The organism is Serratia sp. KH_031, from assembly GCF_057839655.1.
The window spans coordinates 68865-94821 of the sequence record NZ_CM174496.1; the positions used below are offsets into that span (position 1 = coordinate 68865).

The window sequence follows — 25957 nt, forward strand, 5'->3', positions numbered from 1 at the left end:
CGCAAGCTGGGCGAGTTATTGTGGCTATTTTGCCGCCAATTGCCGATATTAGCAATGATTAGCTTAATACTAAGGTTGTCATGTTTCTCCGCGCCCTATAACCTTTGTGTAACATTCGCAAATAACCACATACTGGATTCATGAGTCATAAAATTGGTTGGATAGATAATTTACGCGCAGTGGCCTGCATGATGGTGGTGATGATCCATGCGACTACCTACCCTGTGACACAAGGGGTCGTGGGGGAGCATAACTGGGACGTTGCCAACCTATTGAATTCATTATCGCGTGTATCAGTGCCGTTGTTTTTTATGATCTCCGGCTACCTGTTTTTTGGTGAGCGAAGCGCTAACCGCAAACACTTCACCCGCATCGGTTGTTGTATTTTGTTCTACAGCATCATCGCATTGATTTATATTGCCTTCTTTACCAACATTGGTTTTTGGCCTTCACTGCGTAATATCCTGCAAAAACCGGTGTTCTATCACCTGTGGTTCTTCTATGCCATTGTGGTTATCTACCTGCTTTCGCCGTTGATTAGCGTCAAACCGGTTTCGGCTCGTTATCTGGCTGGGGTACTGGTGATCCTGGCGATTATTGCTAACCCCAACACCAGTCAGCTTAACTACGGCAATCTTCATCTGTTGCCAGTTAATTTGTATATCTATGGCGATACTTTTTATTACTTGCTGTATGCGCTGGCTGGCCGAGCGATCGGCACCATGGATACGCAACGGCGCGGCGTCAGTGTGTTGGCTGCACTATGTTTTGTTGTCAGCGTACTGTTGATTATGAATGGCACCAAACGTCAGACGCTGACCAATGGGAGTTTCGCCGATACCTATTACATCTACTGCGGTCCGTTGGTATTTCTCGCCGCTGTCTCGTTGTTGGTGTGGTGTAAAAACTGCCTGTCGCAACCGATCGGTTGGTTAAGCGTTTTTTCCCGACATTCGCTGGCAATCTATGGTTTTCACGCCATTATCGTCAATGTTATGCGCAACAAGAATTTAGGTATTAGCCAATATCCGTTGCTGGATATTTTCTGGGTATTTGGTGTGGCGCTTATCTTGAGTCTGCTGCTTTCCATTGGTTTGCAACGGATAGATAAACGCCGATTAGTATCCTGATTACATCAGCGGCAATAAATGCTGATATAGCTCACGGAAGGTCTTACGCCGCTCGGCATAACGCTGGTGGCGTTCGGCATCGGGTTGATGTACTTGCTCCAATGGCAGCTCTGGCAACAACTCATTTAACGGGACATGTGGATTCAGTGCGATCTGCGCTAAACGAGCCGCACCCAGTGCCGGACCTACATCACCACCGCTACGGTATTCCAAACGCTGACCGCTAATATCGGCCAGCATTTGTCGCCAGAACGGACTGCGTGCGCCACCGCCAATCAGGGTAATGCTGCTGGGTTGCAAGCCGCTGTTATGCAGTACGTCCATGCCGTCCGCCAAGGCAAAACCGACGCCCTCTAGTACTGCGCGAGCCAGATCGTTCGCCCCATGTTGATGGGTGAAGCCCCAGAATGCGCCTTTAGCGTTGGGGTTGTTATGCGGGGTACGTTCGCCAGAAAGATAAGGCAGGAACCATAATGGCGCATTGGCGGGTGTGGATTGTTCGACATTATGCAAAAGCGTGGCAACGTCGGCGGTATTCGTTAGCTGACAGGCCCAATCCAGACAGGATGCCGCACTCAGCATTACCGACATCAGGTGCCAAGTATTGGGCAATGCATGACAGAAGCTGTGCACTGCGTTGGCTGGGTTACTGCGAAAACCATCGCTGACTGCGAAATAAACCCCCGAAGTACCGAGCGACAGCATCGCTTGCCCCGCCTGATACAAACCGACGCCTATTGCCCCAGCGGCGTTGTCACCCCCACCGGCAATCACTGGCACGCTTGGCATATGCCAACGTTTTGCTAACTCGCAATGAAGCTGCCCGGTGACCTGATTGCCTTCGAACAAGGCTGGCATTTGGCTGCGTGTTAGCCCGCAAGCACCTAGCATCGCATCGCTCCAATCGCGCTGTGCGACATCTAACCACATTGTTCCTGCCGCATCAGACATGTCACTGGCGAACTCGCCGGTCATACACCAGCGCAAATAATCTTTTGGCAGTAATACTTTATCGATTTGGCTAAATATCTGCGGTTCGTGCTGTTTTAACCAGAGTAACTTCGGTGCGGTAAAGCCGGGCATCATCAGGTTGCCAGTAATGGCACGGGATTGTGGCACGGCCTGCTCTAACTCTTGGCATTGCGCAAAGCTTCGTCCATCGTTCCACAGAATAGCCGGGCGTAAAACGCGCTGTTGCTTGTCCAACAGCGTTGCACCGTGCATTTGTCCGCTTAGGCCAATGGCTTTCACTTGCTGTAAATTCTGTTGCTTAGCCAGAGCCAGCATGGCGCGATCGGTCGCTTGCCACCAATCCTGCGGATTTTGTTCCGACCACAAAGGGTGAGGGCGGGAAACCGACAGCGGTTCGCCATGGCTGGCGAGCAATTGCCCTTGCTCACTGAGCAGAATGACTTTTACACCTGAAGTGCCGAGATCGATACCGATGTACATAGGGGTTATCCTTGAATGTGCGGCACAAGGCGTGCCGCACGAGTCAGATCAACTGAACGCGATCAATCAAATAAATAGCGGTTTACCAGATTCTCCAGTCTTTCCTGACGGCCGCTGGCATGCTGTGGTGCCAAATTTTGTTGCTCAGCGTACTTCGCCAAGGCTTCCAGTGACAGTTTACCTTGTAAGATTTGCTGCCCTAATTCACCGTTCCAACCGGCATAGCGCTTGGCGACCTGTTGGTGTAACTGACCGTCTTCGATCATCTTCGCGGCGACTTTCAGCGCGAGCGCCATGGTATCCATCGCGCCGATATGGCCGTAGAACAGATCGTATTTATCAGTGCTTTGGCGACGCACTTTGGCATCGAAGTTCAGGCCGCCAGTGGTGAACCCACCTGCTTTGAGGATTTCGAACATTACCAACGCGTTTTCTTCTACGCTATTTGGGAACTGATCGGTATCCCAGCCGAGCTGCGGATCGCCGCGGTTGGCATCCACGGAACCAAAGATCCCCAAAGCAATGGCGCTGGCTATCTCATGGTGGAACGAATGCCCAGCCAGCGTGGCGTGGTTGGCTTCGATATTGACCTTGATCTCTTTTTCCAAGCCAAATTGCTTGAGGAAGCCGTACACGGTCGCGACATCATAGTCATATTGATGTTTGGTCGGCTCTTGTGGTTTTGGCTCGATCAGCAGCGTCCCTTGGAAGCCGGTTTTGTGTTTGTGCTCGACCACCATCTGCATAAAGCGACCGATTTGTTCACGTTCTTGTCGCAAGTCGGTATTCAGCAGGGTTTCGTAGCCTTCGCGACCGCCCCACAGCACATAGTTTTCCCCACCGAGTTTATGCGTCGCATTCATGGCCGTGAAGACCTGAGTGGCGGCCCAACTGAACACTTCTGGGTCTGGATTGGTCGCGGCACCAGCACCGTAGCGCGGGTGGCTAAAGCAGTTGGCGGTACCCCAAAGCAGTTTCACGCCGCTGCTCTGCTGTTTTTCCGCCAGTACGTCGGTCATGACCGCGAAATTGTTCAGATATTCTTTCAGCGAGCTGCCTTCTGGTGACACATCGACGTCATGGAAGCAGTAGTAAGGGACATTCAGCTTGTGGAAGAACTCGAATGCGACATCAGCCTTGCGTTTGGCTAGTGCCAGCGCGTCGCCGGGTTGTTGCCAAGGCCTTTCGAAAGCACCAAGGCCAAACATATCGGCACCGTTCCAGCAGAAGGTATGCCAGTAACAGGCCGCGAAACGCAGATGGTCTGCCATACGTTTGCCAAGCACCAGTTCGTCAGGGTTGTAATGGCGAAACGCCAGTGGGTTTTGGCTGTTGGTGCCTTCGTAACGAACTTGCTCAAGCTGATCAAAATAGGATTGCATTATCGACTCCTCGGTAACAAACCGCGACTGGCGGGAATGCGTTAATCTTCGGAGCTTGCGAGCATTTGCTCAATTACGTTATTTCACACTCAAATTCCTATAATTATTAAATGCGATGGAGATCGCATAATTTGCCTGACTCATATTCTGAAAGCGCTACGCATTTTTATTTGTAGCGCAGAGAATTTACAGGATGAAAACATGACCGCCATCATAATTCTAACATTAAACCAAAAAACGTAATTGGTCGGTAAAAATCAGTAATTGCTGAATGCAGAGTAAGCGACAACAATCGACTGGACGTTTCGTGATTTATATTACCCCTACAGATTAAATAAAAAAGGTATATAAGATGAAATTCAAACACCTCTTACTTTCTGCTTGTGCTTTGTTAGTGTTAACCAGCCAGCCGGGATTCAGTAAAGAAATAAAAATAGGTATGGCGATCGACGACCTACGTTTAGAGCGTTGGCAAAAAGATCGCGATATTTTTGTTAAGAAAGCTAAGTCATTAGGTGCCGATGTGTTTGTTCAGTCGGCTAACGGTAATGAAGAAACCCAAATGGCGCAGATTGAAAATATGATCAATCGCGGTGTCGATGTGTTGGTGATAATCCCTTATAACGGTCAGGTTTTAAGTAATGTCATCAGCGAGGCCAAGCGCGAGGGCATTAAAGTGCTGGCCTATGACCGCATGATCAACAACGCTGATATCGATTTCTATATCTCATTCGACAATGAAAAAGTCGGTGAGCTACAGGCAAAAAGCTTGGTTGAACGGGTGCCACAGGGTAATTATTTCCTGATGGGCGGCTCACCGGTAGATAACAACGCCAAACTGTTCCGTAAAGGGCAAATGACGGTACTGCAACCGCTTATCGACAGCGGGAAAATTAAAATAGTCGGCGATCAATGGGCCGATGGTTGGCTGCCGGAAAATGCGTTGAAAATTATGGAAAATGCTCTGACGGCGAACAACAACAAGATTGACGCCGTGGTTGCCTCTAACGATGCGACAGCGGGCGGGGCGATTCAGGCATTGGCGGCACAAGGGCTGGCAGGTAAGGTCGCGATCTCCGGGCAAGATGCCGATCTAGCCGCGGTGAAACGCATTGTGGCCGGAACACAAACCATGACGGTGTATAAACCGATCAGCAAATTAGCCGATGAAGCCGCAGACATTGCGGTGCAGTTAGGCAAAGGTGAGCAACCTAAATCCAATGCCACGTTGAATAATGGTAATAAAGACGTTCCTGCTTGGTTATTAACCCCAATCCCAGTCGATAAATCCAATATTGAAAGCACCATTGTTGCTGATGGGTTCCATAAAAAATCCGATCTTAATTGATTTGTTCTAGTAACTCGGAGGGAATAGTGTCCCCATGTTTGTTAGAAATGAAAAATATCACTAAACAATTCGGTGTAGTCAAAGCCGTGGATAATGTCAGCCTAAAGCTAGAGGCCGGGCAGGTATTATCATTGTGTGGTGAAAATGGATCGGGGAAGTCTACCTTGATGAAAGTGCTCTGCGGAATATATCCGCAGGGCAGTTATCAAGGGGATATTTATTTTTCCGGTGATTTGTTAACGGCGAAAACCATTCGCGATACCGAACAAAAAGGTATTGCCATTATTCATCAGGAACTGGCGCTGGTAAAACAGATGACTGTGTTGGAAAACATGTTCTTGGGTAATGAATGGGGACGGTTTGGCTTAATGGATTACGACGCCATGTATCTGCGCTGCCAACGGATGCTGGCGCAGGTCAAATTGGCGGTTGATCCTCATACTCGCGTAGGTGAATTGGGGTTGGGGCAACAGCAATTAGTTGAAATTGCTAAAGCGCTCAACAAGCAGGTGCGTTTGCTGATTTTGGACGAACCGACCGCGTCGTTAACCGAAAGCGAAACCGCCACATTGCTGACGATCATTGGTGATCTGCGCGATCACGGTATTGCCTGCATCTACATTTCGCATAAGTTAAACGAAGTGAAGGCGATTTCAGATCAGATCTGCGTGATCCGCGATGGTAAGCACATCGCCACTCAACCCGCAGCCAGCATGAGTGAGAACGACATTATCGCCATGATGGTCGGGCGTGAGCTGACGGAGCTTTACCCGCAGGAGGAGCACAATATTGGTGAAGTGATCTTGCAGGTGGAAAACCTCACCGCTTGGCACCCGGTTAATCGGCATATTCGTCGGGTAGATGATGTCTCGTTCACCCTACGCCGTGGAGAGATCCTAGGAGTGGCGGGATTGGTGGGCTCTGGGCGTACTGAAACCATGCAGTGCTTGTTTGGTTCGTATAACGGACGTTGGCAAGGCCAGATCACCATTGATGGCCAACCAGTGACCATTAGCCACTGCCGCCAAGCGATGAGCTACGGTATTGCGATGGTGCCGGAAGATCGTAAACGTGACGGCATCGTGCCGGTAATGGGCGTGGGAGCAAACATAACGCTGGCTTCGCTGGATGATTTCAGCGGTGCGCTAACCCTGTTGGACGATGCTCAGGAGCAAGCCACTATCCAGCAATCTCTGGCGCGGTTGAAGGTGAAAACTTCATCGCCAGAATTGGCGATTGCTCGCTTGAGCGGCGGCAATCAACAAAAAGCGATTTTGGCGAAATGCCTGCTGCTTAACCCGAAAATCTTGATCCTTGATGAACCGACGCGCGGTATCGATATCGGTGCGAAGTACGAAATCTACAAACTGATCAATCAACTGGTGCAGCAGGGGATCGCGGTGATTGTGGTGTCTTCTGAACTGCCGGAAGTGCTGGGATTGAGCGACCGGGTATTGGTAATGCATCAAGGGCGGATAAAAGCCGATCTAATTAACCGCAATCTTACCCAAGAACAGGTGATGGAAGCGGCGTTGAGGAGTGACAAACATGTCGAAAAACACGCAATCTGAGGCAAGTCTGCCGCCAATGGCGGTAAAAAGCCCGCTATTCAAATTGAAATCCCTCAACCTGCAAGTATTGGTGATGCTAGCGGCAATTGTCATCATCATGCTGTTCTTCACCGTCACCACGGAGGGGGCGTACCTCAGCGCACGTAACATCTCCAACCTGCTGCGCCAGACGGCGATCACCGGCATTTTAGCGGTGGGCATGGTGTTTGTGATTATCTCGGCGGAGATCGATCTGTCGGTGGGTTCGATGATGGGCTTGCTAGGCGGTGCGGCGGCGATCTTTGACGTCTGGTTTGGTTGGCCGCTACCGCTGACCATCGTCGTTACGCTATTGGCAGGCTTACTACTGGGAGCGTGGAATGGCTGGTGGGTGGCCTATCGCAAAGTACCGTCGTTTATTGTCACGCTCGCGGGGATGCTGGCGTTTCGTGGCATTTTGATCGGTATTACCAATGGCACCACCGTCGCGCCGACCAGCAGTGCGATGTCGCAAATTGGACAAAGTTATCTGCCTGATGGTCTAGGCTTTGGTATTGGGGCTATCGGTTTGATGTTGTTTGTAGTTTGGCAGTGGCGGCGTCGTAGTAAACGACTCCAGCTCGGTTTGCCGGTCGCGGCACCCACGGGTGATGTGACTAAGCAAAGCATTCTGGCGGTGATTGTGCTCGGTGCTATCTATTTGCTGAATGATTATCGTGGCGTACCGACGCCAGTATTGCTGCTGACTGCGCTGATGCTAGCTGGGATCTTTATGGCGACGCGTACCGCCTTTGGCCGGCGGATTTACGCTATCGGTGGCAATATCGATGCGGCGCGGTTGTCTGGCGTTAATGTTGAGCGAACCAAACTGGCAGTATTTGCCATCAACGGCTTGATGGTAGCGATTGCCGGATTAATCCTCAGTTCGCGCTTAGGCGCGGGTTCACCTTCGGCGGGGAATATCGCTGAACTGGATGCCATCGCCGCCTGTGTTATTGGTGGCACTAGCTTGGCTGGCGGCATAGGCAGCGTCGCGGGTGCGGTGATGGGGGCATTCATCATGGCTTCTCTAGATAACGGCATGAGTATGTTGGACGTGCCGACCTTCTGGCAGTACATCGTCAAAGGCGCCATTTTGCTGCTAGCGGTGTGGATGGATTCGGCCACTAAGCGCCGAGTTTGATAAAAGCGAGCCGCTTCGCAAATAACGCGCCACTTTTACTGCCTTCTGAATGTTTATGCTATTCAGAAGGCAATTTGTTTGTCGGGGATAAACCCATGTTCGAAAAGCGCTACCGAATTACTTTGCTGTTTAACGCCAACAAAGTGTATGACCGTCAGGTGGTTGAGGGCGTCGGTGAGTATTTACAGGCATCGCAGTGCGACTGGGATATTTTTATCGAAGAGGATTTCCGCTGCCGTATCGATAACATCAAAGATTGGTTAGGTGATGGCGTGATTGCCGATTTTGACGATCGCGATATCGAACAACTGTTACATAACGTTCAGGTGCCGATCGTGGGTGTCGGTGGCTCTTATCACCGTAGCGAAGATTATCCCCCGGTACATTACATCGCTACCGACAACCATGCTTTGGTTGAAGCGGCGTTTATGCATTTGAAAGAAAAAGGCTTAAACCGTTTTGCTTTTTACGGCCTACCGCAAGAAGGCGGGAAGCGTTGGGCGCAAGAGCGTGAACATGCGTTCCGGCAATTGGTCGCGGCAGAGCAATATCAAGGCGTGGTGTATCAGGGAATGTCTATTGCGCCGGAGAACTGGCAGTATGCGCAAAACCGTTTAGCGGATTGGGTGCAGACGTTACCGCAGCAGACCGGCATTATCGCAGTGACCGACGCCCGTGCGCGCCACTTACTGCAAGTGTGTGAACACCTGGATATCGCCGTGCCGGAAAAACTGTGTGTTATCGGCATCGATAACGAAGAACTTACCCGTTATTTGTCACGCGTCGCACTTTCTTCCGTGGCGCAAGGCACTCGGCAAATGGGCTATCGGGCGGCCAAACTGTTGCACCAACTGTTGAATCAGCGCGAATTACCGCTGCAACGCATCTTGGTGCCGCCGGTAAAGGTGATTGAGCGGCGCTCTACCGATTTCCGCTCATTGCGCGATCCGGCGGTGATTCAAGCGATGCACTACATCCGCCATCACGCCTGCAAGGGGATCAAAGTCGAACAGGTGCTGGATGCGGTGGGGATGTCGCGATCCAACTTAGAAAAGCGCTTCAAAGACGAAACTGGGCAAACTATTCATAACGTCATTCACGACGAGAAACTGGAGCGTGCGCGCAATTTGCTGACGGCAACTTCGTTATCGATCAACGAAATCTCCCAGATGTGCGGCTACCCCTCGTTGCAATATTTCTACTCGGTATTTAAGAAAGGTTACGACATCACACCGAAAGAATATCGTGATAAATATGGCGAAGTGGCGTATTGAGGTGGCCGCAGGGCTCACTCTAAGAATTTAGATCCTATCGTTCTTAGAGTGGGCAACGACGGCCAATAAAGATGCTGCTCGAAGTATGGCGAGTACAGTGATGTTCTCTCAGTACAGGTAAGAGTTATTCTTCCTTTAACTGTTTGATTCGCGTAAGCGTCATTTCGATGGATGCCTGATGAGCCTGAAGATCACCGCCATTACCAGACCCGGCAGAGGTCTCTGCGCGCTTAGACTCGGCAGTTCGAAACTCCCGGAATACGCGCTCAGCATTGTCGAATGCCTTAACGGGATGAACACTCCGACTACCTTCGCTTATTTGCTCCAACTCGATCAGTTCATCCCGTACTTTTTTCTCAACTGCGACGAGTTCGGCTTCAGATTGTTTTTCCACCACTGGATAGCATTCGCGTTGTTCGACAGTTGTTGATTTGGCTTCACATTGCTTGTAAAGCGATTCAGCGGATTCAGCCGCTATCGCTGTTTGAGAACACAGAACGATAAACACGATCCCTGCTAAAGTATACCGGGTTGTATTAATCTTCATTCTTATACTCCTTATTGTTGAATAGTTTTGAGGGATTCCACTTCCAGTAAGTGACTGGGGTGAGGGAGTACAGCTAACACAGATGCAGCTTCAAGTATGACAGGTATATACCGCAACAATGATGTTGACTGAATTTATACACGTTGTTTGGCTCGGTTGCACTTTTGTGCCGTGCCGATTAACGCCGTAGTGAAAAGAAGTTATAATCAGCCGCTTACTTCCGACCCAAAGGAAGATCATCGTCCCCGGTGGGGCGGCTGGACTTCAAATCCAGTTGGGGCCGCCAGCGGTCCCGGGCAGGTTCGACTCCTGTGATCTTCCGCCATTATATGAATAAGACTGATTGGCGAATGGGTATTCGACGCAACTTGTAAGCCTTACTTACAGGTTCAACAGGTAGGAACCCGTGAGGTAAGCAATCGAACTTATTCAGTTGTTCGGTTTTACCGAACAACTGCCACCACCACACTTTCCCTGACCCAAATCACATACATCCCATCAATCTCTCTTTATCATGCACCCTAACGTCCGAGGTTCGGAGTTGCCTGAAAGAGTCAAATCCCCAATGTTGCACCTACCCTCCTGACGCCACTTTTTATCTTTCAATACAGGATCTCATCGTGATGACATCTACGCCGTCAACGGCGCGGTTTTACGCTTTGCGTCTGCTGCCGCAACAGGAACTGCTGAGCGTTTTACGTGATTTTATCCAACAGCAGGGTTTGCGGGCTGCGTGGATCAGTGGTTGTGTCGGGAGTTTGAGCGAGGTGGCTCTGCGTTACGCTGGGCGCGAAGACGTCACGGTATTGAGTGGAAAATTTGAAGTGGTATCGCTGATCGGCACCTTGGAGGCGGGTGGTGAACATCTGCATCTGGCGGTGGCTGATGAAAAGGGTCATATGACTGGCGGCCATGTGATGGAAGGTTGCACGGTGCGCACTACGCTTGAATTGGTGATTGGGGAACTGAATGACGTCTGGTTTAGCCGACAACCTTGTGCGCTCTCAGGTTATGACGAACTAACCGTCAAACCGCGTTAATTTTCTTTTTATCTTTGAGGTCGTTATGGCAGGTAAAGGGTTGTCGAGTCGGATGTTGGTTTTGATCGTTATCTCAATCGCTATCAACATGATTGCGGGTCAGTTGGTATCAATGTTGAAACTCCCCATCTTTCTTGACTCCATAGGTACGCTGCTGAGTGCGTTACTCGGTGGGCCGATTATTGGCATGCTGACCGGTTTCTTAACTAATCTTCTCTGGGGGTTACTCACCGGCCCGATTGCGACGGCGTTTGCACCCGTGGCGATGGTGATTGGTTTGGTAGCGGGGCTATTGGCGCGTATCGGTTGGTTCCGTTCATTACCGAAAGTGATCCTCAGCGGTGTGGTGATCACGCTGGTAGTGACGCTGGTTGCTGTGCCGATCCGTACCTATTTGTTCGGCGGCGTGACGGGTAGCGGTGCAGATTTTTTCGTCGCGTATGTCAATTCAATGAGCAGCAACCTGCTTGAGTCCGTAGCGATGACCGTGTTGGGCGTTAATCTGATCGATAAAGTGCTATCGGCCATTTTGGTTTGGTTGCTAGTGCGCAGCATGCCGCAGCGCACTTTGCGTCATTTTCCACAGATGGCCACCGTGCGTTAATGCATCCTTTTACCTCCCTGACTGTCTGGGTGGTGCTCGGTATTAGCAGTTTGCTGATGCCGCTCGGTTACCCGCTTTTGGCCTACAGTCTGGCGACTTTTTTGCTGTTGATTGCAATGAAGAGTACCCGACAGCGCTGGCGTTACGTGGTGTGGATTATGCTGCCAATGGCTGGTGGGTTATGGCTAGTTCATAGCGGATGGGTGGCGTGGTGGTTGTGGGGCAAAGCGAGTGATAACACTGGGTTACTGAACGCAGCGGCACTCTGGTTACGTCTGTTAGCGCTGCTCTGCACCGGCCAAATCTGGCTGCAATATGTGCCGACGCAACGCATGATCCGCGCACTTTTTGCCAGCCGTTTACCGCTCGGGCTTTCCTATCTGCTTGCTGGCCCCTTGTTGGTTGTCGAACAACTGCGTGCGCAATTGGCCGCGATTTACGAGGCGCAGTTGGCGCGCGGAGTGCCGTTGGATGGGCGTTGGTATCAACGGTTGCGTTATATCCCGGCGTTGGTGATGCCGTTAACTCACAGTGCGCTGAATGATTTAACCGCACGCAGCACCGCGTTGGATATGCGCGCCTTTCGCCTGCATCCTAAACGCACCACGCTATGGGCTCCGGCTGATAGCTCGCTGCAACGTGCTTTACGCTACGGTTTGCTGCTGCTGGCGGCGTTAGAAATAGGAGTCTGGCTGTGGTTGTGGCGCTGAACGCATTGAGTTTTACCCCGCAAGGCAGTACCGGTTGGCAGCTAGATAACATCAGTCTGCATTGCGATAGGCCGGGTTTGTACGGCATCTGCGGCGGCAATGGCAGCGGTAAAACCACACTTGCGCAACTGCTGGCGGGCTGTTATCCCGATTTTTTGCCCGGCGTATTAGAGGGAACAGGGCAAGTACTTGGTGATGAAATAGGTGCGCGTCCGTTGGTGGAAATGGCGCAACAGGTACAACTAATTCAACAAGCACCGCAATTGCAACTCTCCGGTTGCACCTTCACCGTCGAAGAGGAAATCGCCTTCGGGCCAGAGAATCTTTGCCTGAGTGAATCCGAGATCATGACGCGTATTGAGCAGGCGCTGACATTCACCGATTGCCATGCGTTACGCCATCGTCACCCGGCAACGCTTTCCGGTGGAGAGGCGGAGCGGGTGGTGATGGCCTGTGCGATAGCGATGCAGCCACGGTTGTTGCTACTCGATGAAGCCTTTAGCCGATTAACGCCGCAGGCAACAACGACGCTATTACAACGGCTGGTCGTTTATGCACACGAACAAAATTGCGTCATTATCCTGTTTGAACACTCATTGGCTGATGTCGCGGCTTATTGCCAACAAACTTGGGTGTTAGCGCAAGGGAAATTATCCTTATGCTGAGTATAGAAGCACTGAATTACCAATGGCCTGCGGCGGAAAAACCGATTATCAGCGGTTTAAACCTGACTATCGAAGCGGGTGAATGGGTTGCCTTAATTGGCGATAACGGCGCCGGGAAATCGACCTTATTACGCTTGATGGCGGGGTTATTAAAACCAACCGCTGGGCAAATAAAGCTACAAGGGAAAAATATTGCCACCCTAAAAGCGGCGCAGCGAGCGCCGTTGCTGGGGGTATTATTTCAGGAAGCGGAACGGCAGATATTCCATAGCCGTGTACGTGATGAAATTGCTTTTGGTCTACGCCATCAGGGTATACGGGGTGAGGTGTTGGAACAGCGAGTGATGCAAACGCTCGCCCTCTGTGAGCTAACCGATGTGGCAGATGTCCATCCATTGGATCTTCATGCTGGGCAGCGACGCATGGTCGCGGTGGCGAGCCTAGCTGCCGTCGCACCGCCACTGTTATTGCTGGACGAGGCGAGCCGTGATTTTGATAGTCATTGGCTGGAGGTATTGACCCGCTGGCTGGATATCTGTCGTACACAAGGCACCACGGTGCTGGCAATTAGCCATGACTATGCATTTATCAAGAAACATTTCTCACGCACGATTCGATTGGCTGATGGGGTTATCGCAGATGATTTTCAAAAACCCTCAGATATATCCCTATAGTTAGTATTGGATCGATCGGTTTCAACGATCGATAGCGCTTTATTGATCAATAGAAGCAATTATCTTTGTTGTTCAGCTACCTATAAACTTGATCAGAGTTGCTGTCTATTTGGATCTTTGTGAGGATCGCAGGGATTGTGGTCTTTCAAATAAAGAGAACAGAGTGCGAATTGTGCTCTGTTAATTAGCCAACTTCAGCAAACACTCGAATTTTAATTTTCTCCCTCACTGACTCTTTCGATGTCTGTTCAAAAGAGAGCCGCTGGTATTTTTGAGTTGATGGAATATGACGATCAATCATCCTACTGCAGTTAGCAGTAGAGGTACGGTATTGCCTGATAATCGGATACCAAATACCTTGCTGCATCGGCAACGAGTGCAGCGTATTTTAGTGATTAAGCTGCGTCATTTCGGCGATGTGCTGCTGACAACCCCGTTGCTCAGCACCTTGCGCGCTAATTACCCTAATGCCTTGATCGACGTATTGGTTTATCAGGAGACAGAGGTGATGCTGGCGGGAAATCCGACGGTTTATCTGACCTATACCGTCGATCGCAGCCTAAAACATCAAGGAATTAAGGCGCAATATCGTGGGGAGAAAGCGCTGTGGAATAGTTTGCGTAGTGGTCGTTATGATTTGGTTATTAACCTTTCGGATCAGTGGCGTGCCGCATTATATTGTCGCTGGTTGAAACCGGCGTTTAGTTTGGGATTTCATTACCCCAAACGTAATAATTGGCTGTGGCGGGTATGTCATTCATTGCTGGTGGAACCACAGACGCAGCAGCATACCGTACTCAATAACCTCAGTATTCTTGACCCGTTGAACCTGCCGACGCAGATAACGAAAGTGACGCAGAGCTATCGCCAAATGGATGTGGATGAAGTTGAGCGCCTCTGCGTTCACCATCGTTTGACGGATTTCATTGTGATCCAACCCACCGCCCGTTGGGCATTTAAAACCTGGTCAGTCGCAGGTTTTAGCCAGGTAATCAATCATCTTACTGCTGCCGGGCAAACCGTGGTGTTGACTGGTGGACGTTCCGAGCAGGAAGCCGCGATGATAGCGGCGATTTTGGCGCAATGTACCACTGTGCAACTGGTGGTCAATTTGGCTGGGCGGCTGGAGTTACCGGAGCTTGCGGTACTGATCGATCGCGCCAAGTTGTTTATCGGCGTGGACTCCGTACCCATGCATATGGCCGCCGCGCTGCAAACACCGTCGGTGGTGTTGTTTGGCCCTAGCAATTTGGCGCAATGGCATCCGTGGCAGGCTCCGCATACGTTGCTGTGGGCAGGAGACTATCGGCCATTACCGCGACCAGAGGAGATTGATACTAACACCACCGAACGTTATTTGGACGCCATTCCCATCAGTGAAGTGATCCGCGTGGTGGATAAGCAATTAGCACTCAACAGCAGCAGTGCGCCGTATGTATTTAAACCTGAAATGAGCGAGTCATAATGTCCCCGACCGGTAACCTTACTCCTACGGCCTTGAGTCCGTACCGCCAACGATTCTTCAGCATGACAGCTTGTTTACTCGGGCTAGCGCTGCCCACTTCTAATTTCTTACTTAGCGTCTCATTAGTGTTGGTTTTGCTGTGTTTATTGTGGCAACGCGATACGCGCTATTTAAAAGCACTGCTAAAGCATCCTTTGGTCTGGCTACCGGCATTAATGTTTGGTTTGTTGGCCTTTTCCCTGCTGACTCAAAAACATGACTACGGCATGAATATGGTCGGGAAATATAAAAAATTACTGTATGTCTTGCCGTTAGCGCTGTTCTTTTTGCAACAACGTCAGCGGATTAGTGGGTTTGTTGATGGTTTTCTCGCGGCTAATGCCTTGATTTTAGCGATTAGCCTGACGTCGGGTGTATTTGGTGTGACGTTGTGGGGTATTGATCCTTCGAATCCAACGGTGTTTAAGTTACAGATCACCCAGAATGTTTTTATAGCACTGGCAGCCCTCGTGTGGCTCTCACGAGCTTTCAACCACCACGGGGTTAAGCGCTTGGGTTACGGATTATTGGTGGTGCTGGCCTCGCTCAATGTGTTGTTGATGGTTCAGGGGCGTACCGGCTATGTGGCGTTAGCGGTTGGTGTCGGGATTTGGTTGCTGTTGAGCTTACAGCGCTGGCAGCGTCTTGGTGTGCTCCTGTGTGGATTATTGGCTGTCGGGGTGTTGACGTTGACGCCTAATCGAGCAATGGAACGCATATCTTTGGGTTTTCAACAAATCCACGAATGTGTGGTGGCTCCTGCTGATGTGGCCTATCAAGCCTGTAGCAACTCGATGGGGCAGCGTACCGCTTTTGCTCGTGAGTCGCTCCGGTTGATCAAACAAGCGCCATGGTTGGGAAATGGTGCCGGTAGTTTCTGGTATGGCAATTCGCAAACGGGCTATAGCGTATATAATCCGCATAACGAATATTTATTAGAGACGGTGCAAAACGGTTTGGTGGGATTGGCGCTGTTTCTCGGCTGGATGCTGTGTTGTTACGTAGTGGCTTGGCGTCAACCGGTCGCTCAACGTAACTTGTTGCTAGCGGTGCTGAGCAGCTACATGGCGTGTCACTTGTTTAACTCATTTCTGCTGGATTCGTCAGAAGGGCATCTGTTTATGGTCATCGCCGCGATCTTGGCGGGCTATGCCGTGACGCGGCAGCGACGATTAATCGAGTAAATAAAAAATAGCTGTGATGGAAAAGTACACCACGGCTATTTGATTTTATCTTCTACCGATGTCGATTATTCCATCAAATAAACGACCACTTTTTCCCCTTGCGGCGTAATCACTACACCTTGCTGCCCCGGCTGTTGTTGCGCGTTCTCCAGTCGTGCCAGTTGGTGGATATTACGCAGGCATAGCGTCCAACCTTCGGCGTGGCCTTCTGTTGCCAGATAAATTGCCTGACCTTCTCGACGCGCTTTCAGCGTAAAGATGGTTTTGCCATCAGCGCGTGGGATCTGGCTTTGCGCTTCGGCTCCATCGGCTAATTCAAACAGTTGGAATGCAGGCTGTTGGTCGTAATCGTAGTCTGGTTTTTGGTTATTGCTGCCCAATGCCAGCAAGGTGTTTGGGCGAACATACAGCGGTAGACTATCGAAGCCATGCTGTTCGTGCTGCCAGCGGCCCCCGTCAACGGTTTGATTGCTGAATAAATGCGTCCAGCGACCTTCTGGCAGATAGAAATCCACATTGCCTTGCTCGCTGAATACTGGCGCAACCAGCAGAGAATCACCCAGCATGTACTGGCGATCGAGATAATCGCAGGCGGGATCACTGGCAAATTCCAGCATCATGGCGCGCATCACCGGTGTACCTTGGCTGGCCGCCTGAGCTGAGGCCGCGTACAGATACGGCATCAGACGGCATTTCCACTGGGTGAAGTGACGCACCACATCGCAGGCTTCATCGTCATACGCCCACGGCACCCGATAGGATTTGCTGCCGTGCAGGCGGCTGTGGCTGGAAAGTAGGCCGAAGGCGCACCAACGTTTGTAGATATGTGCTGGTGCGGTATTTTCAAAGCCGCCGATATCGTGGCTCCAGAAACCAAAACCGGATAAGCCGATAGACAAGCCTCCGCGCAGGCTTTCCGCCATCGATTCGTAGGTCGCGTAGCAGTCGCCACCCCAGTGAACCGGGAACTGTTGAGCGCCGACGGAAGCCGAGCGTGCAAATAGTACGGCCTGATCCTGCCCAAGGGTGTCTTGTAAGGTTTTATAGACTAGCTCGTTGTAAATAAAGGCATAGTGGTTGTGCATTTTTTGCGGATCGCAGCCGTCATGCCACACCACATCCGTTGGGATACGCTCACCAAAGTCAGTTTTGAAGCTGTCGACACCTATTGCTACGAGGCGTTTCAGGTGGTCGGCATACCACTTGCAGGCGGCTGGATTGGTGAAATCAACAATCGCCTGACCCGGTTGCCATTTGTCCCATTGCCAAACGTCGCCGTTCGGACGTTTCAGCAGGTAGCCGTTTTCCATACCAATTTTAAACAACGGCGATTTTTGGCCGATGTACGGATTAATCCATACGCAGATTTTGAGGCTACGGGCTTTCAAGCGTTGCAACATGCCTTGTGGATCGGGGAAGGTCGCCGGGTCCCATTCAAAATCGCACCACTGGAAGGCCTTCATCCAGAAGCAATCAAAGTGGAAAACGTGCAACGGTAAGTTGCGCTCGGCCATGCCATCGATGAAGCTGTTGACCGTCGCTTCGTCGTAGTTGGTAGTGAACGAAGTGGTTAACCATAGACCGAACGACCAAGCCGGTGGCAGCGCCGGGCGACCGGTCAAACGGGTATAGCGATCCAGCACCTGTTTCGGCGTTGGGCCATCCAGCACGATGTATTCCAAATATTCACCGGCCACGCTGAACTGCACTTTGGAGACTTTCTCTGAACCGACTTCGAACGAAACACATTCTGGGTGATTCACTAACACGCCGTAGCCACGGTTAGTCAGATAGAACGGAATGTTTTTGTAAGCCTGCTCGGTGCTGGTGCCGCCATCACGGTTCCAGGTATCGATGCTTTGGCCGTTTTTCACGAAAGCGGCAAAGCGTTCACCGAGGCCATACACGGTTTCACCCACGCCGAGATCGAGTCGTTCGTACAGGTAGGTGTTACCGTCGTGGGTGTCTTGCACGTAACCGGCGGATTTCGCCACGCTACCGGTGATGCGCACGCCATTACGCAGGAAATCGAGCGCCCAATCGTCGCCTTTAGTGACTCGCACGCATAAATCACCGCTGTGTAGCGCCGCGTATTGATCGTTATCTTCAAAGCGCACTTCATGATCGCCGCTCAGTTGCAGCGGATAGTGCGGGCCGCGTGGGACTTGGCCTGCAAAGTGGCTGATGCGTACACCGATGGCACCTGCTTGCGGAGAAAAGAAGCGCAGGGTAAACAGCGGTGTGTCGAGTTGACCCGCGCGCTGGCTAGCGTCACGTGGTGCGGCGTAGACAACCATCTCACGCCCTTCGGTTTGCACTTCAAATACTTGAAGCGGATGAATCAGATTTAAACCGGGTTGAATCAACCAGTTGCCGTCACTGATTTTCATAATTTTTCCTCTCTTACTGCATGTATTCGTGTTGGTTACGGCGCGCACCTGCAGAAAGATCGGTCAGGATGCGTTGTAATAACGGACTGCGCAGGGTGTAGAAACCACGGGCGATAATGGCGCTAATCAGGTAGCAAATCCCAGGTACGAGGGTAAACAGCGCAATGATGGCGGTGATGGTTGCCGGGTTCTGTGTGGCTGCGCCAGATTGATAACCCGCTCCGGCCAGCATCCAACCGATCATTGCGCCACCCAGTGCCAGGCCCAGTTTGAGTACGAATAATGTTCCCGCAAAACTGATGCCGGTCAGGCGCTTACCATTTTTCCATTCACCGTAATCGACGGTGTCGGACATCATTACCCATTGAATTGGCGTCACCAGTTGGTGCAGCACACCAATGACGAAAATGAACACAAACATGGTAAGTTCGGCGCGGATCGGCACGAAGAACATGGCGAAGCTGAGCACGGCCAATGCGGCGTTAGTCCACCAGAACACGCTGACTTTGCATTTCCAGTCGGTGAGCGGTTTAGCCAGTGCGCTGCCGAATAGGTTGCCGACTGAATAGGTGGCGAGGAACAAGGCAAACACGGCGGGAGAACCGAGGATGTAGGTGACGTAGTACATCATCGCGCCGCCGCGTACCGAGACAGCCAAAATGTTGAGGATGGTCAGCAGGCCAACGATGCGCCACTGATCGTTATGCCAGATATCACGTAAGTCGCTGGACATACTGCTCTGTGTTGTTGTGTCGTCGCTGATACGTTCTTTGGTGGTGAAGAAACACACCGCCAGCATGATCACGGCAACCACTGACAGTACGGCGATACCGCCTTGGAAACCGAGCGCTTGGTTATCGCCACCGATCAGTTTCACCAATGGCATCATCAACACAGTGCTTAACATGCCACCGAGGGTTGCCAAAACGAAGCGGTAGGATTGCAGTGAGATACGTTGCGTTGGGTTGTTGGTGATCACACCGCCTAATGCGCAGTAAGGAATATTAACCACGGTATACATCAGCGTCAGCAGCGTGTAAGTCACGGCGGCGTAGATCATTTTACCGGTCAAACTCAGTTCTGGCGTGCTGTAGGCGAAGACACAGACGATGCCGAATGGAATGGCGCCAAACAAAACATAAGGGCGGAATTTACCCCAACGTGTTCGGGTTCGGTCAGCCAGCAGCCCCATGCAAGGATCGGATATGGCATCCAAAGCGCGTGCCAGTAGGAACATGGTGCCGACAAAACCGGCGGGAATACCGAAGATGTCAGTATAAAAGAACATCATATATAACATGACGTTATCGAATACGATATGGCTGGCGGCATCGCCGAGGCCATAACCGATCTTCTCTTTCACTGAAAGGGTTTGGTTGCTCATGTTTAATCTGTCCTACGGCGAGGCCGTAATAAATTAAGAAAGCTGATGAACAGGTTGTAAAGGATAGGTGGTGGTTGAACCATTGTGTTTTTTTGTTCTGAAATTACGATTCTTGATTTTTGTGATCGTGGTAACCGGTTTCAGTCACGGAAAAAGAAGATTGGTAAACACTTGGCAACATTAAACTGGAAGCGCAATAACATTTTTGCGGTGTCTATGGCTTAACTCCTTGCTACTCGATGTCATAGTCTATAGTTAATCGTCAACATGGACGTTCGGAGCAAAATTATGCGTTTTATTGTCGTTAGGCATGCAGAATCACAGTGGAGTCGGGAAGGTATTATCCAAGGGCAACTGGATAGCCCGGTGACGGCGAACGGCCACCAACAGATTGCGGCGCTGATGGCGGCTTTGAAAAACACCCCAGTGACTCAAGTGATTAGCTCCCCCTCCGGTCGTGCGATGACCACCGCACAATCTCTAGCGGCACATTGCCGTTGTGATCTGAGTTGTGATTCCCGTCTGTATGAACAACATTTCGGTTATTTGCAGGGCTTGCCTTACCATCAGGTGATGAAGAATGAGTCTGATGAAACCTCTCGCGTGCTTTCTGGCGATCCGACAGCGGTGCTACCGGGCGGCGAATCGGTGAGCGACGTTGCCGAACGGATGTTATCTTTCTTTGCCGATTTTCCAACTGCTCAAAGCGGTACGTTGGTAGTGGTGACGCACGGTCATGCCCTTCAGACGTTGATTTGGCAACTACAAGGCGCCAATCAACATGAAGATGCCAGCAAATACCATCATCTCAGTTGTAGTTACTCGGTAATAGAAGCTGGGCACCAAGGGTTGCAATTGCAAGCTTGGGGCATCGCCACGCATTTGCGTTCCCTGCATCACGCACCTATCTGATTTTACTTTTGCCAACCTCGCTGAGCTGATTGCATACTATTGTCCTACTGTTCAGTAGAAAACCCTCTAGGATAACGAAACTAATAAAGGAAGGACACATAATGAAGAATATTTTCTTTTTTGACGCGATGCTGACGCCGAAAATTATCACCGTAGTCTATTGGATCTGCTTATTGATATTGGTGATTGGTGGCATCATTGCCATCTTTAATGGTGAAGTGTTACGCGGTCTATTCGGCATGGTCATCGGTGGTGTAGTGACTCGTGTTTGTTTTGAAATGATCATTATTGCGTTCAAAAATAATGAATATCTGCGTAAAATTGCCGAAAAACCATAATACTGTAAAACAACGCCGGTTTTCTCCGGCGTTTCTGTCAACCTCCCCCCGTTTTCGTCAACGCTCCTTGGTCGGTCTACACTGAATGGATGTGTAACCTGCAAGAAGGAGTCAACGATGTCTATTGATAAAGTGGTGTATCGTGCTCATGCTACGGCAACCGGTGGTCGCGATGGCCGTGCAACCTCTTCTGATGGTGTGCTGGATGTAAAATTGGGCGTACCGAAAGAGATGGGCGGTGCCGGAGGGGCGGTGACCAATCCTGAACAACTGTTTGCGGCCGGTTATTCGGCCTGTTTCCTTGGCGCATTGAAGTTCGTCGCGGCAAACGAAAAAGTGAAAATCCCCGCCGAAGCCTCGATTGATGGGGCGGTAGGTATTGGTGAGATCCCAAACGGTTTTGGTATCGAAGTGACACTCAATATCAATCTGCCGGACATCGAACGTAGCGTGGCGGAAGACCTGGTGAAAAAGGCTCACGTGGTGTGTCCATACTCCAACGCAACCCGCGGCAATATCGACGTAACCCTCAATATTAAATAATCATTTCTTATCTCTTCATCTAAAAACGGAGGTGATTTTGTCTCCGTTTTCTTATGCCACCCTCTGTAATCTATAGTCCGAAAAGCGCCAATAAGTAGCAGAATGATGAGAATTCTCTTGATTATTGCGGCGAAAAAGGGGCTTATGGCCGTTTCGCTGAACCTGTCACCGTATCGGGTGTCTGACTGTTTCTGAATATGTAAAAGTACCCCCGGAGTTACCGCGTTACATGAATAAAGTTAAGTCGCTATCACAGCAGAATTTATCGTTATTGTTAGCGATTTATATCGGCATATTTTTGAACATCTCGGTTTTTTATCGTCGTTTTGATTCATTCGCTCATGGTATTCAAGGCATCAAGGTGATCGCCGCGGTAACGGAAATTATCGCTATCGTCTTGTTTACTTTCTTTATTATGCGACTGGTATCGCTCGGTGGGCGGTTGTTCTACCGCATAATTGCCTCGTTACTGGTGCTGATTTCCGTTGCCGCCAGTTACTACATGACCTTCTTCAATGTGGTGATCGGCTACGGCATCATCGTTTCGGTGATGACCACCGATATCGATTTGTCCAAAGAAGTGGTGGGTTGGCACTTTGTGCTATGGATGGTGCTGGTTAGTGCCTTACCACTGTTGCTGATTTGGAAAAACAACCTGCGTTATACCCTGCTTGAACAGCTAAAAACCCCCGGACATCGCATCAAACCATTAGTGGTTCTGTTGGCTGTGGTGGCGTTGGTTTGGGTGCCGCTGCGTATGTTGGATCAAGAACAGAGCGAACAAGAAAAGGTCACCAATATTGATTTGCCGAGCTACGGCGGCGTGGTGGCGCATTCCTATTTACCCTCTAACTGGTTGTCGGCTCTGGGGTTGTTTGCCTATACCCGCTACGACGAAAGTCAGGATCAGGCCAATATGTTTGATCCGGGCAAAGCGTTTACTTATGTGGCTCCTCCGGGCATTGATGATACCTATGTGGTGTTTATCATCGGTGAAACCACCCGTTGGGATCATATGGGGATGTTGGGCTATAACCGCGATACCACTCCGTTATTGTCGAAAGAGAAAAACTTGGTGGCGTTCCGTGGCGAGTCTTGCGACACCTCAACCAAGTTGTCGCTACGCTGCATGTTCGTGCGCGAAGGCGGTACCTCCGATAACCCGCAGCGTACCTTGAAAGAGCAAAACGTGTTCGCGGTGATGAAAGAGCTGGGTTTCACCTCTGAACTGTTCGCGATGCAGAGCGAAGTTTGGTTCTACAACAACACCGAAGTGGATAATTATTCGTTCCGTGAGATGATCGCCTCCGAAAAGCGCAATGACGGTAAATCCGTGGATGACATGTTGTTGGTCGACGAAATGAAAGAGTCGCTGGGGCGTTATCCCAAGGGCAAGCATTTGGTGATCCTACATACCAAAGGCTCGCACTATCTATATTCGCAACGCTACCCACGTAGCTACGCGCGTTATCAGCCAGAATGTATGGGCGTGGACGAGTTTTGCTCCAAAGAACAGTTGATCAACGCCTATGACAACTCGGTACTGTATACCGATAGCTTTATCGATAAGGTGATCGATCAGGTACGGGATAAGAAAGCGATCGTGTTCTATGCCGCCGACCACGGTGAGTCGATTGGCGAGAACTCGCATTTGCACGGTACGCCGCGTGAAATGGCTCCGCCAGAGCAGTTCCGTGTGCCGATGATCGTTTGGGCCTCCGATAAATATCTGGAGGAATCGAATAATATGCAGGCGTTCGAGCAGCTCAAAGCACAACAGCGCGTCGGCAAAAGACACCGCCACGTTGAGCTATTTGACACTATTCTCGGTTGCTTGGGATATACCTCGCCGGATGGCGGCATCGTGGATAAGAATAACTGGTGCTATAAGCCGCAAGCGGCAGGCAAGCAATAACTTCCCTCGACGGGCGCGTTCTGCGCCCGTAATCATTTCCTTGGTCAATCATTTCAGCCGGTAGCTGGGGTATACTTGCGCACTTCCCCTGTTGACCGGAGACATCCATGACCCTGCGCGTGGCGTTTATTGACGATCATGACATTGTGCGATCGGGCTTTGTGCAACTGCTCTCGTTGGAGCCTGATATTCAGGTGGTCGGGGAGTTCAGCAGTGCGGCGCAGGCACGAGCCGGACTGCCGGGGTTGGATGTACAAATCTGCATTTGTGATATTTCGATGCCGGATGGTAGTGGGCTGGATTTGCTGGCGGATATTCCTTCCGGCATTCGTGTGGTGATGTTGTCGATGCACGATAATCCTGCGCTGGTAGAAATGGCGTTAGAGCGTGGAGCCTGCGGTTTCTTATCCAAACGCTGTAAACCAGAGGATTTGATCACCGCAGTGCGCACTGTCGCCAGCGGAGGTGTCTACCTGATGCCGGAAATCGCCCAACAACTGGCGCGTGGACAGGTTGATCCGCTGACCCGCCGTGAGCGCGAAATTGCACTGCTGCTGGCTCAGGGGATGGAAGTGCGCGCTATCGCCACTACGCTGGGTCTGTCACCGAAAACCGTGCATGTTCATCGCGCTAACCTGTTTGCCAAACTAGGCATCAATAACAACGTCGAACTGGCGCAGCGAGTGTTGAATCTGTGATGCAGCGGCTGATCACGCAACTGGCTTTATTCTTCATTTATCTCACCAGCGCATTTTGTTTGTGGGGCATCGGCACGGCGCTGATCGATCCTCCTTGGCAGGCGTTATTACTGTTCCCATTCGGTTTACGCATGGGGATCTTGCTGCAAAGCCCTTACCGCTACTGGCCGGGCATTCTGCTTGGTGATCTGTTATTGATGCTGTTGCTGGCCGATCAGTTCGGTTACGGCGCGGCGCTGTGGGCTTCGTTGGTGGTATTGGTGCTGACGGTGTTACTCAGCTTGTGGGCTTCCCCGTGGCTGTTACGGCACCAGCAGAGCGATAGCGAATGGCGCTGGCCGTTGCTGCAAGGTGCAGTCATTGTGCTGGCAGCACTGTTACAGGCGGCGGTATGGCAGTTAGTGAGTGGCAACGGAGCGCGGGTTTTGCTGTTGGGTTTGGCCGGTGGTTTCACCATCGCTCCAACGTGCTTGTTGCTGTGGCACTATTTGGCGCGGCAAATCTGGGTACCGCTCGAGCCGGGACTGATCCACAAGCCGGTACGGCTGCGGTTGCACCATTTGGGCAGTTATCTGGTGTTGTTCGTGCTGAGTATTTGGCTACAACAGCAGGTCGATGTGGCGGAGCTCCACCGTTTTGCACCGTTCTGTTTGGCAATCCCGATCGTGTTTATGGCTTATCGCTATGGTTGGCAAGGGGCGCTGTTAGCGACCTTGCTTAACGGCGTGGCGCTATTGGTGAACGAACCGCCTCGCCCGGATTCGCACCGCGATCTGTTACTGGCGCTGTTGGCGCAAAGCTTGACCGGATTGTTACTTGGCGCGGGTATCCAACGGCAACGCGAGCTGAATCAGCAACTGCAATTGCGACTGAACGAAAACCGCCAATTGGCGCGGGCGCTGGTGACGACGGAAGAGCAAACCCGGCGTGAAGTTGCACGTGAGCTGCACGATGAAGTAGGGCAAACCATTACCGTGATCCGCACGCAGGCCAGTATCGTCAAACGCCTGGCTCCACAACCACCGGTATTGGCCTGTGCCGATACCATCGACAAGTTGGCACTGCGGGTTTATGACGGCGTCCATGACGTCCTGACGCAATTGTGGCCTGCGGCGTTGAACAATTTGCCACTGTCGGCGGCGGTCGCGGCGCTGCTGCGTGAATTAGTGCCGCAGGATGGTACGGTGATCAGCCAGATGCAATGGCAGGTGCCGGATGAACAACTGGATGAAACGCTGAAAATCACGCTGTACCGCATTTGTCAGGAAGGTGTGACCAATGCCTGCCGTCATGCCAAAGCCAGCCGGATTGAACTCGATGCGCGCATTAAAGAAGGCCATATTGAGCTGATGCTACGTGATAACGGAGTGGGGTTCGATCTGGCGAATCATGCGCCGGGTTACGGTCTGCGGGGGATGCGTGAGCGGGTTAGCGCCTTGGGCGGGCGCCTGAATCTGACGTCGGAAAAGGGCACGCAGTTGCATGTGATCTTACCCACAGTTTTATTACCGAATCAGCAAAACTAGGAAA

23 protein-coding genes and 1 tRNA gene are annotated in these 25957 nt (G+C 51.1%); 19 read left to right on the top strand and 5 right to left on the bottom strand.

The window, feature by feature from the left end; genetic code table 11:
* Positions 1-140 precede the first annotated feature (140 nt).
* Positions 141-1130 carry an acyltransferase gene (locus tag AC3ISQ_RS00285; RefSeq protein WP_489350015.1) on the top strand — a complete coding sequence of 330 codons (990 nt, stop codon included), beginning with the start codon at positions 141-143 and terminating at the stop codon, positions 1128-1130.
* On the opposite strand, the gene xylB is transcribed toward AC3ISQ_RS00285, so the two are convergent.
* Positions 1131-2582: a xylulokinase gene (xylB, locus tag AC3ISQ_RS00290; RefSeq protein ID WP_489350016.1), complete on the bottom strand. Its 1452-nt coding sequence runs from the start codon at positions 2580-2582 to the stop codon at positions 1131-1133.
* A 62-nt stretch (positions 2583-2644) separates the two neighbouring features.
* Complete coding sequence (gene xylA / locus AC3ISQ_RS00295; protein ID WP_489350017.1) at positions 2645-3964, bottom strand: xylose isomerase; 1320 nt, start codon at positions 3962-3964, stop codon at positions 2645-2647.
* Positions 3965-4316: 352 nt separating this feature from the next.
* Here xylA and xylF point away from each other — a divergent pair, with 352 nt between their 5' ends.
* The 4 genes from xylF (at position 4317) to xylR (ending at position 9319) form a co-directional block, all read left to right on the top strand.
* Entirely contained in the window at positions 4317-5312 is a 996-nt protein-coding gene (gene xylF, locus AC3ISQ_RS00300; protein WP_489350018.1) for a D-xylose ABC transporter substrate-binding protein, read from the top strand.
* Between the two features lie 47 nt (positions 5313-5359).
* Positions 5360-6883: a xylose ABC transporter ATP-binding protein gene (locus AC3ISQ_RS00305; RefSeq protein ID WP_489350019.1), complete on the top strand. Its 1524-nt coding sequence runs from the start codon at positions 5360-5362 to the stop codon at positions 6881-6883.
* Positions 6861-8045 carry a xylose ABC transporter permease XylH gene (gene xylH / locus AC3ISQ_RS00310; RefSeq protein ID WP_489350020.1) on the top strand — a complete coding sequence of 395 codons (1185 nt, stop codon included), beginning with the start codon at positions 6861-6863 and terminating at the stop codon, positions 8043-8045. The genes AC3ISQ_RS00305 and xylH overlap by 23 nt, the downstream gene beginning before the upstream one ends.
* 95 nt (positions 8046-8140) lie before the next feature.
* On the top strand, positions 8141-9319 hold the full coding sequence (gene xylR / locus AC3ISQ_RS00315) for a D-xylose utilization transcriptional activator XylR (RefSeq protein WP_489350021.1): 1179 nt from the start codon (positions 8141-8143) through the stop codon (positions 9317-9319).
* A 124-nt stretch (positions 9320-9443) separates the two neighbouring features.
* Here the strand turns inward: xylR and AC3ISQ_RS00320 are convergent, their stop codons facing one another.
* Complete coding sequence (locus AC3ISQ_RS00320) at positions 9444-9866, bottom strand: lysozyme inhibitor LprI family protein (RefSeq protein ID WP_489350022.1); 423 nt, start codon at positions 9864-9866, stop codon at positions 9444-9446.
* Positions 9867-10096: 230 nt separating this feature from the next.
* Between AC3ISQ_RS00320 and AC3ISQ_RS00325 the strand changes: the two genes are divergently transcribed.
* The 8 genes from AC3ISQ_RS00325 (at position 10097) to AC3ISQ_RS00360 (ending at position 16247) form a co-directional block, all read left to right on the top strand.
* Positions 10097-10191, top strand: a tRNA-Sec gene (locus tag AC3ISQ_RS00325).
* Positions 10192-10489: 298 nt separating this feature from the next.
* Positions 10490-10906 (top strand): PPC domain-containing DNA-binding protein, encoded by a 417-nt coding sequence (locus AC3ISQ_RS00330; RefSeq protein ID WP_489353448.1) that lies wholly within the window; start codon positions 10490-10492, stop codon positions 10904-10906.
* A 25-nt stretch (positions 10907-10931) separates the two neighbouring features.
* On the top strand, positions 10932-11510 hold the full coding sequence (locus AC3ISQ_RS00335) for an ECF transporter S component (protein ID WP_489350023.1): 579 nt from the start codon (positions 10932-10934) through the stop codon (positions 11508-11510).
* Positions 11510-12220, top strand: a complete 711-nt coding sequence (locus tag AC3ISQ_RS00340; RefSeq protein WP_489350024.1) for an energy-coupling factor transporter transmembrane component T family protein — start codon at positions 11510-11512, stop codon at positions 12218-12220. Before AC3ISQ_RS00335 ends, AC3ISQ_RS00340 begins: the two co-directional genes overlap by 1 nt.
* Positions 12221-12225: 5 nt before the next feature.
* Positions 12226-12885 carry an energy-coupling factor ABC transporter ATP-binding protein gene (locus AC3ISQ_RS00345; protein WP_489353450.1) on the top strand — a complete coding sequence of 220 codons (660 nt, stop codon included), beginning with the start codon at positions 12226-12228 and terminating at the stop codon, positions 12883-12885.
* Positions 12879-13559, top strand: coding sequence for an ABC transporter ATP-binding protein (locus tag AC3ISQ_RS00350; RefSeq protein WP_489350025.1), 681 nt, complete (start codon positions 12879-12881; stop codon positions 13557-13559). The genes AC3ISQ_RS00345 and AC3ISQ_RS00350 overlap by 7 nt, the downstream gene beginning before the upstream one ends.
* 286 nt (positions 13560-13845) lie before the next feature.
* Positions 13846-15024: a putative lipopolysaccharide heptosyltransferase III gene (gene rfaQ / locus AC3ISQ_RS00355; protein ID WP_489350026.1), complete on the top strand. Its 1179-nt coding sequence runs from the start codon at positions 13846-13848 to the stop codon at positions 15022-15024.
* Complete coding sequence (locus AC3ISQ_RS00360; protein ID WP_489350027.1) at positions 15024-16247, top strand: O-antigen ligase family protein; 1224 nt, start codon at positions 15024-15026, stop codon at positions 16245-16247. The genes rfaQ and AC3ISQ_RS00360 overlap by 1 nt, the downstream gene beginning before the upstream one ends.
* Positions 16248-16312: 65 nt before the next feature.
* Here the strand turns inward: AC3ISQ_RS00360 and yicI are convergent, their stop codons facing one another.
* Positions 16313-18637 carry an alpha-xylosidase gene (gene yicI / locus AC3ISQ_RS00365; RefSeq protein ID WP_489350028.1) on the bottom strand — a complete coding sequence of 775 codons (2325 nt, stop codon included), beginning with the start codon at positions 18635-18637 and terminating at the stop codon, positions 16313-16315.
* Between the two features lie 13 nt (positions 18638-18650).
* Positions 18651-20021 carry a glycoside-pentoside-hexuronide family transporter gene (locus AC3ISQ_RS00370; RefSeq protein ID WP_489350029.1) on the bottom strand — a complete coding sequence of 457 codons (1371 nt, stop codon included), beginning with the start codon at positions 20019-20021 and terminating at the stop codon, positions 18651-18653.
* Positions 20022-20309: 288 nt separating this feature from the next.
* Here AC3ISQ_RS00370 and AC3ISQ_RS00375 point away from each other — a divergent pair, with 288 nt between their 5' ends.
* The 6 genes from AC3ISQ_RS00375 (at position 20310) to uhpB (ending at position 25953) form a co-directional block, all read left to right on the top strand.
* Complete coding sequence (locus AC3ISQ_RS00375) at positions 20310-20933, top strand: histidine phosphatase family protein (RefSeq protein ID WP_489350030.1); 624 nt, start codon at positions 20310-20312, stop codon at positions 20931-20933.
* 101 nt (positions 20934-21034) lie between these two features.
* Positions 21035-21271: a DUF4282 domain-containing protein gene (locus tag AC3ISQ_RS00380; protein WP_489350031.1), complete on the top strand. Its 237-nt coding sequence runs from the start codon at positions 21035-21037 to the stop codon at positions 21269-21271.
* A 117-nt stretch (positions 21272-21388) separates the two neighbouring features.
* On the top strand, positions 21389-21814 hold the full coding sequence (locus tag AC3ISQ_RS00385) for an organic hydroperoxide resistance protein (RefSeq protein WP_489350032.1): 426 nt from the start codon (positions 21389-21391) through the stop codon (positions 21812-21814).
* Between the two features lie 229 nt (positions 21815-22043).
* Positions 22044-23729: a kdo(2)-lipid A phosphoethanolamine 7''-transferase gene (gene eptB / locus AC3ISQ_RS00390; protein WP_489350033.1), complete on the top strand. Its 1686-nt coding sequence runs from the start codon at positions 22044-22046 to the stop codon at positions 23727-23729.
* 107 nt (positions 23730-23836) lie between these two features.
* Entirely contained in the window at positions 23837-24427 is a 591-nt protein-coding gene (gene uhpA / locus AC3ISQ_RS00395; RefSeq protein ID WP_489350034.1) for a response regulator transcription factor UhpA, read from the top strand.
* Positions 24427-25953 (top strand): signal transduction histidine-protein kinase/phosphatase UhpB, encoded by a 1527-nt coding sequence (uhpB, locus tag AC3ISQ_RS00400; protein ID WP_489350035.1) that lies wholly within the window; start codon positions 24427-24429, stop codon positions 25951-25953. The genes uhpA and uhpB overlap by 1 nt, the downstream gene beginning before the upstream one ends.
* Positions 25954-25957 lie beyond the last annotated feature (4 nt).

What these genes read in the sequence shown, in the direction of transcription:
- AC3ISQ_RS00285 (WP_489350015.1), top strand. Translation starts at nt 141, where the DNA reads ATGAGTCATAAAATTGGTTGGATAGATAATTTACGCGCAGTGGCCTGC.
- xylB (WP_489350016.1), bottom strand. Translation starts at nt 2,582, where the DNA reads ATGTACATCGGTATCGATCTCGGCACTTCAGGTGTAAAAGTCATTCTG.
- xylA (WP_489350017.1), bottom strand. Translation starts at nt 3,964, where the DNA reads ATGCAATCCTATTTTGATCAGCTTGAGCAAGTTCGTTACGAAGGCACC.
- xylF (WP_489350018.1), top strand. Translation starts at nt 4,317, where the DNA reads ATGAAATTCAAACACCTCTTACTTTCTGCTTGTGCTTTGTTAGTGTTA.
- AC3ISQ_RS00305 (WP_489350019.1), top strand. Translation starts at nt 5,360, where the DNA reads ATGAAAAATATCACTAAACAATTCGGTGTAGTCAAAGCCGTGGATAAT.
- xylH (WP_489350020.1), top strand. Translation starts at nt 6,861, where the DNA reads ATGTCGAAAAACACGCAATCTGAGGCAAGTCTGCCGCCAATGGCGGTA.
- xylR (WP_489350021.1), top strand. Translation starts at nt 8,141, where the DNA reads ATGTTCGAAAAGCGCTACCGAATTACTTTGCTGTTTAACGCCAACAAA.
- AC3ISQ_RS00320 (WP_489350022.1), bottom strand. Translation starts at nt 9,866, where the DNA reads ATGAAGATTAATACAACCCGGTATACTTTAGCAGGGATCGTGTTTATC.
- AC3ISQ_RS00330 (WP_489353448.1), top strand. Translation starts at nt 10,490, where the DNA reads ATGACATCTACGCCGTCAACGGCGCGGTTTTACGCTTTGCGTCTGCTG.
- AC3ISQ_RS00335 (WP_489350023.1), top strand. Translation starts at nt 10,932, where the DNA reads ATGGCAGGTAAAGGGTTGTCGAGTCGGATGTTGGTTTTGATCGTTATC.
- AC3ISQ_RS00340 (WP_489350024.1), top strand. Translation starts at nt 11,510, where the DNA reads ATGCATCCTTTTACCTCCCTGACTGTCTGGGTGGTGCTCGGTATTAGC.
- AC3ISQ_RS00350 (WP_489350025.1), top strand. Translation starts at nt 12,879, where the DNA reads ATGCTGAGTATAGAAGCACTGAATTACCAATGGCCTGCGGCGGAAAAA.
- rfaQ (WP_489350026.1), top strand. Translation starts at nt 13,846, where the DNA reads ATGACGATCAATCATCCTACTGCAGTTAGCAGTAGAGGTACGGTATTG.
- AC3ISQ_RS00360 (WP_489350027.1), top strand. Translation starts at nt 15,024, where the DNA reads ATGTCCCCGACCGGTAACCTTACTCCTACGGCCTTGAGTCCGTACCGC.
- yicI (WP_489350028.1), bottom strand. Translation starts at nt 18,637, where the DNA reads ATGAAAATCAGTGACGGCAACTGGTTGATTCAACCCGGTTTAAATCTG.
- AC3ISQ_RS00370 (WP_489350029.1), bottom strand. Translation starts at nt 20,021, where the DNA reads ATGAGCAACCAAACCCTTTCAGTGAAAGAGAAGATCGGTTATGGCCTC.
- AC3ISQ_RS00375 (WP_489350030.1), top strand. Translation starts at nt 20,310, where the DNA reads ATGCGTTTTATTGTCGTTAGGCATGCAGAATCACAGTGGAGTCGGGAA.
- AC3ISQ_RS00380 (WP_489350031.1), top strand. Translation starts at nt 21,035, where the DNA reads ATGAAGAATATTTTCTTTTTTGACGCGATGCTGACGCCGAAAATTATC.
- AC3ISQ_RS00385 (WP_489350032.1), top strand. Translation starts at nt 21,389, where the DNA reads ATGTCTATTGATAAAGTGGTGTATCGTGCTCATGCTACGGCAACCGGT.
- eptB (WP_489350033.1), top strand. Translation starts at nt 22,044, where the DNA reads ATGAATAAAGTTAAGTCGCTATCACAGCAGAATTTATCGTTATTGTTA.
- uhpA (WP_489350034.1), top strand. Translation starts at nt 23,837, where the DNA reads ATGACCCTGCGCGTGGCGTTTATTGACGATCATGACATTGTGCGATCG.
- uhpB (WP_489350035.1), top strand. Translation starts at nt 24,427, where the DNA reads ATGCAGCGGCTGATCACGCAACTGGCTTTATTCTTCATTTATCTCACC.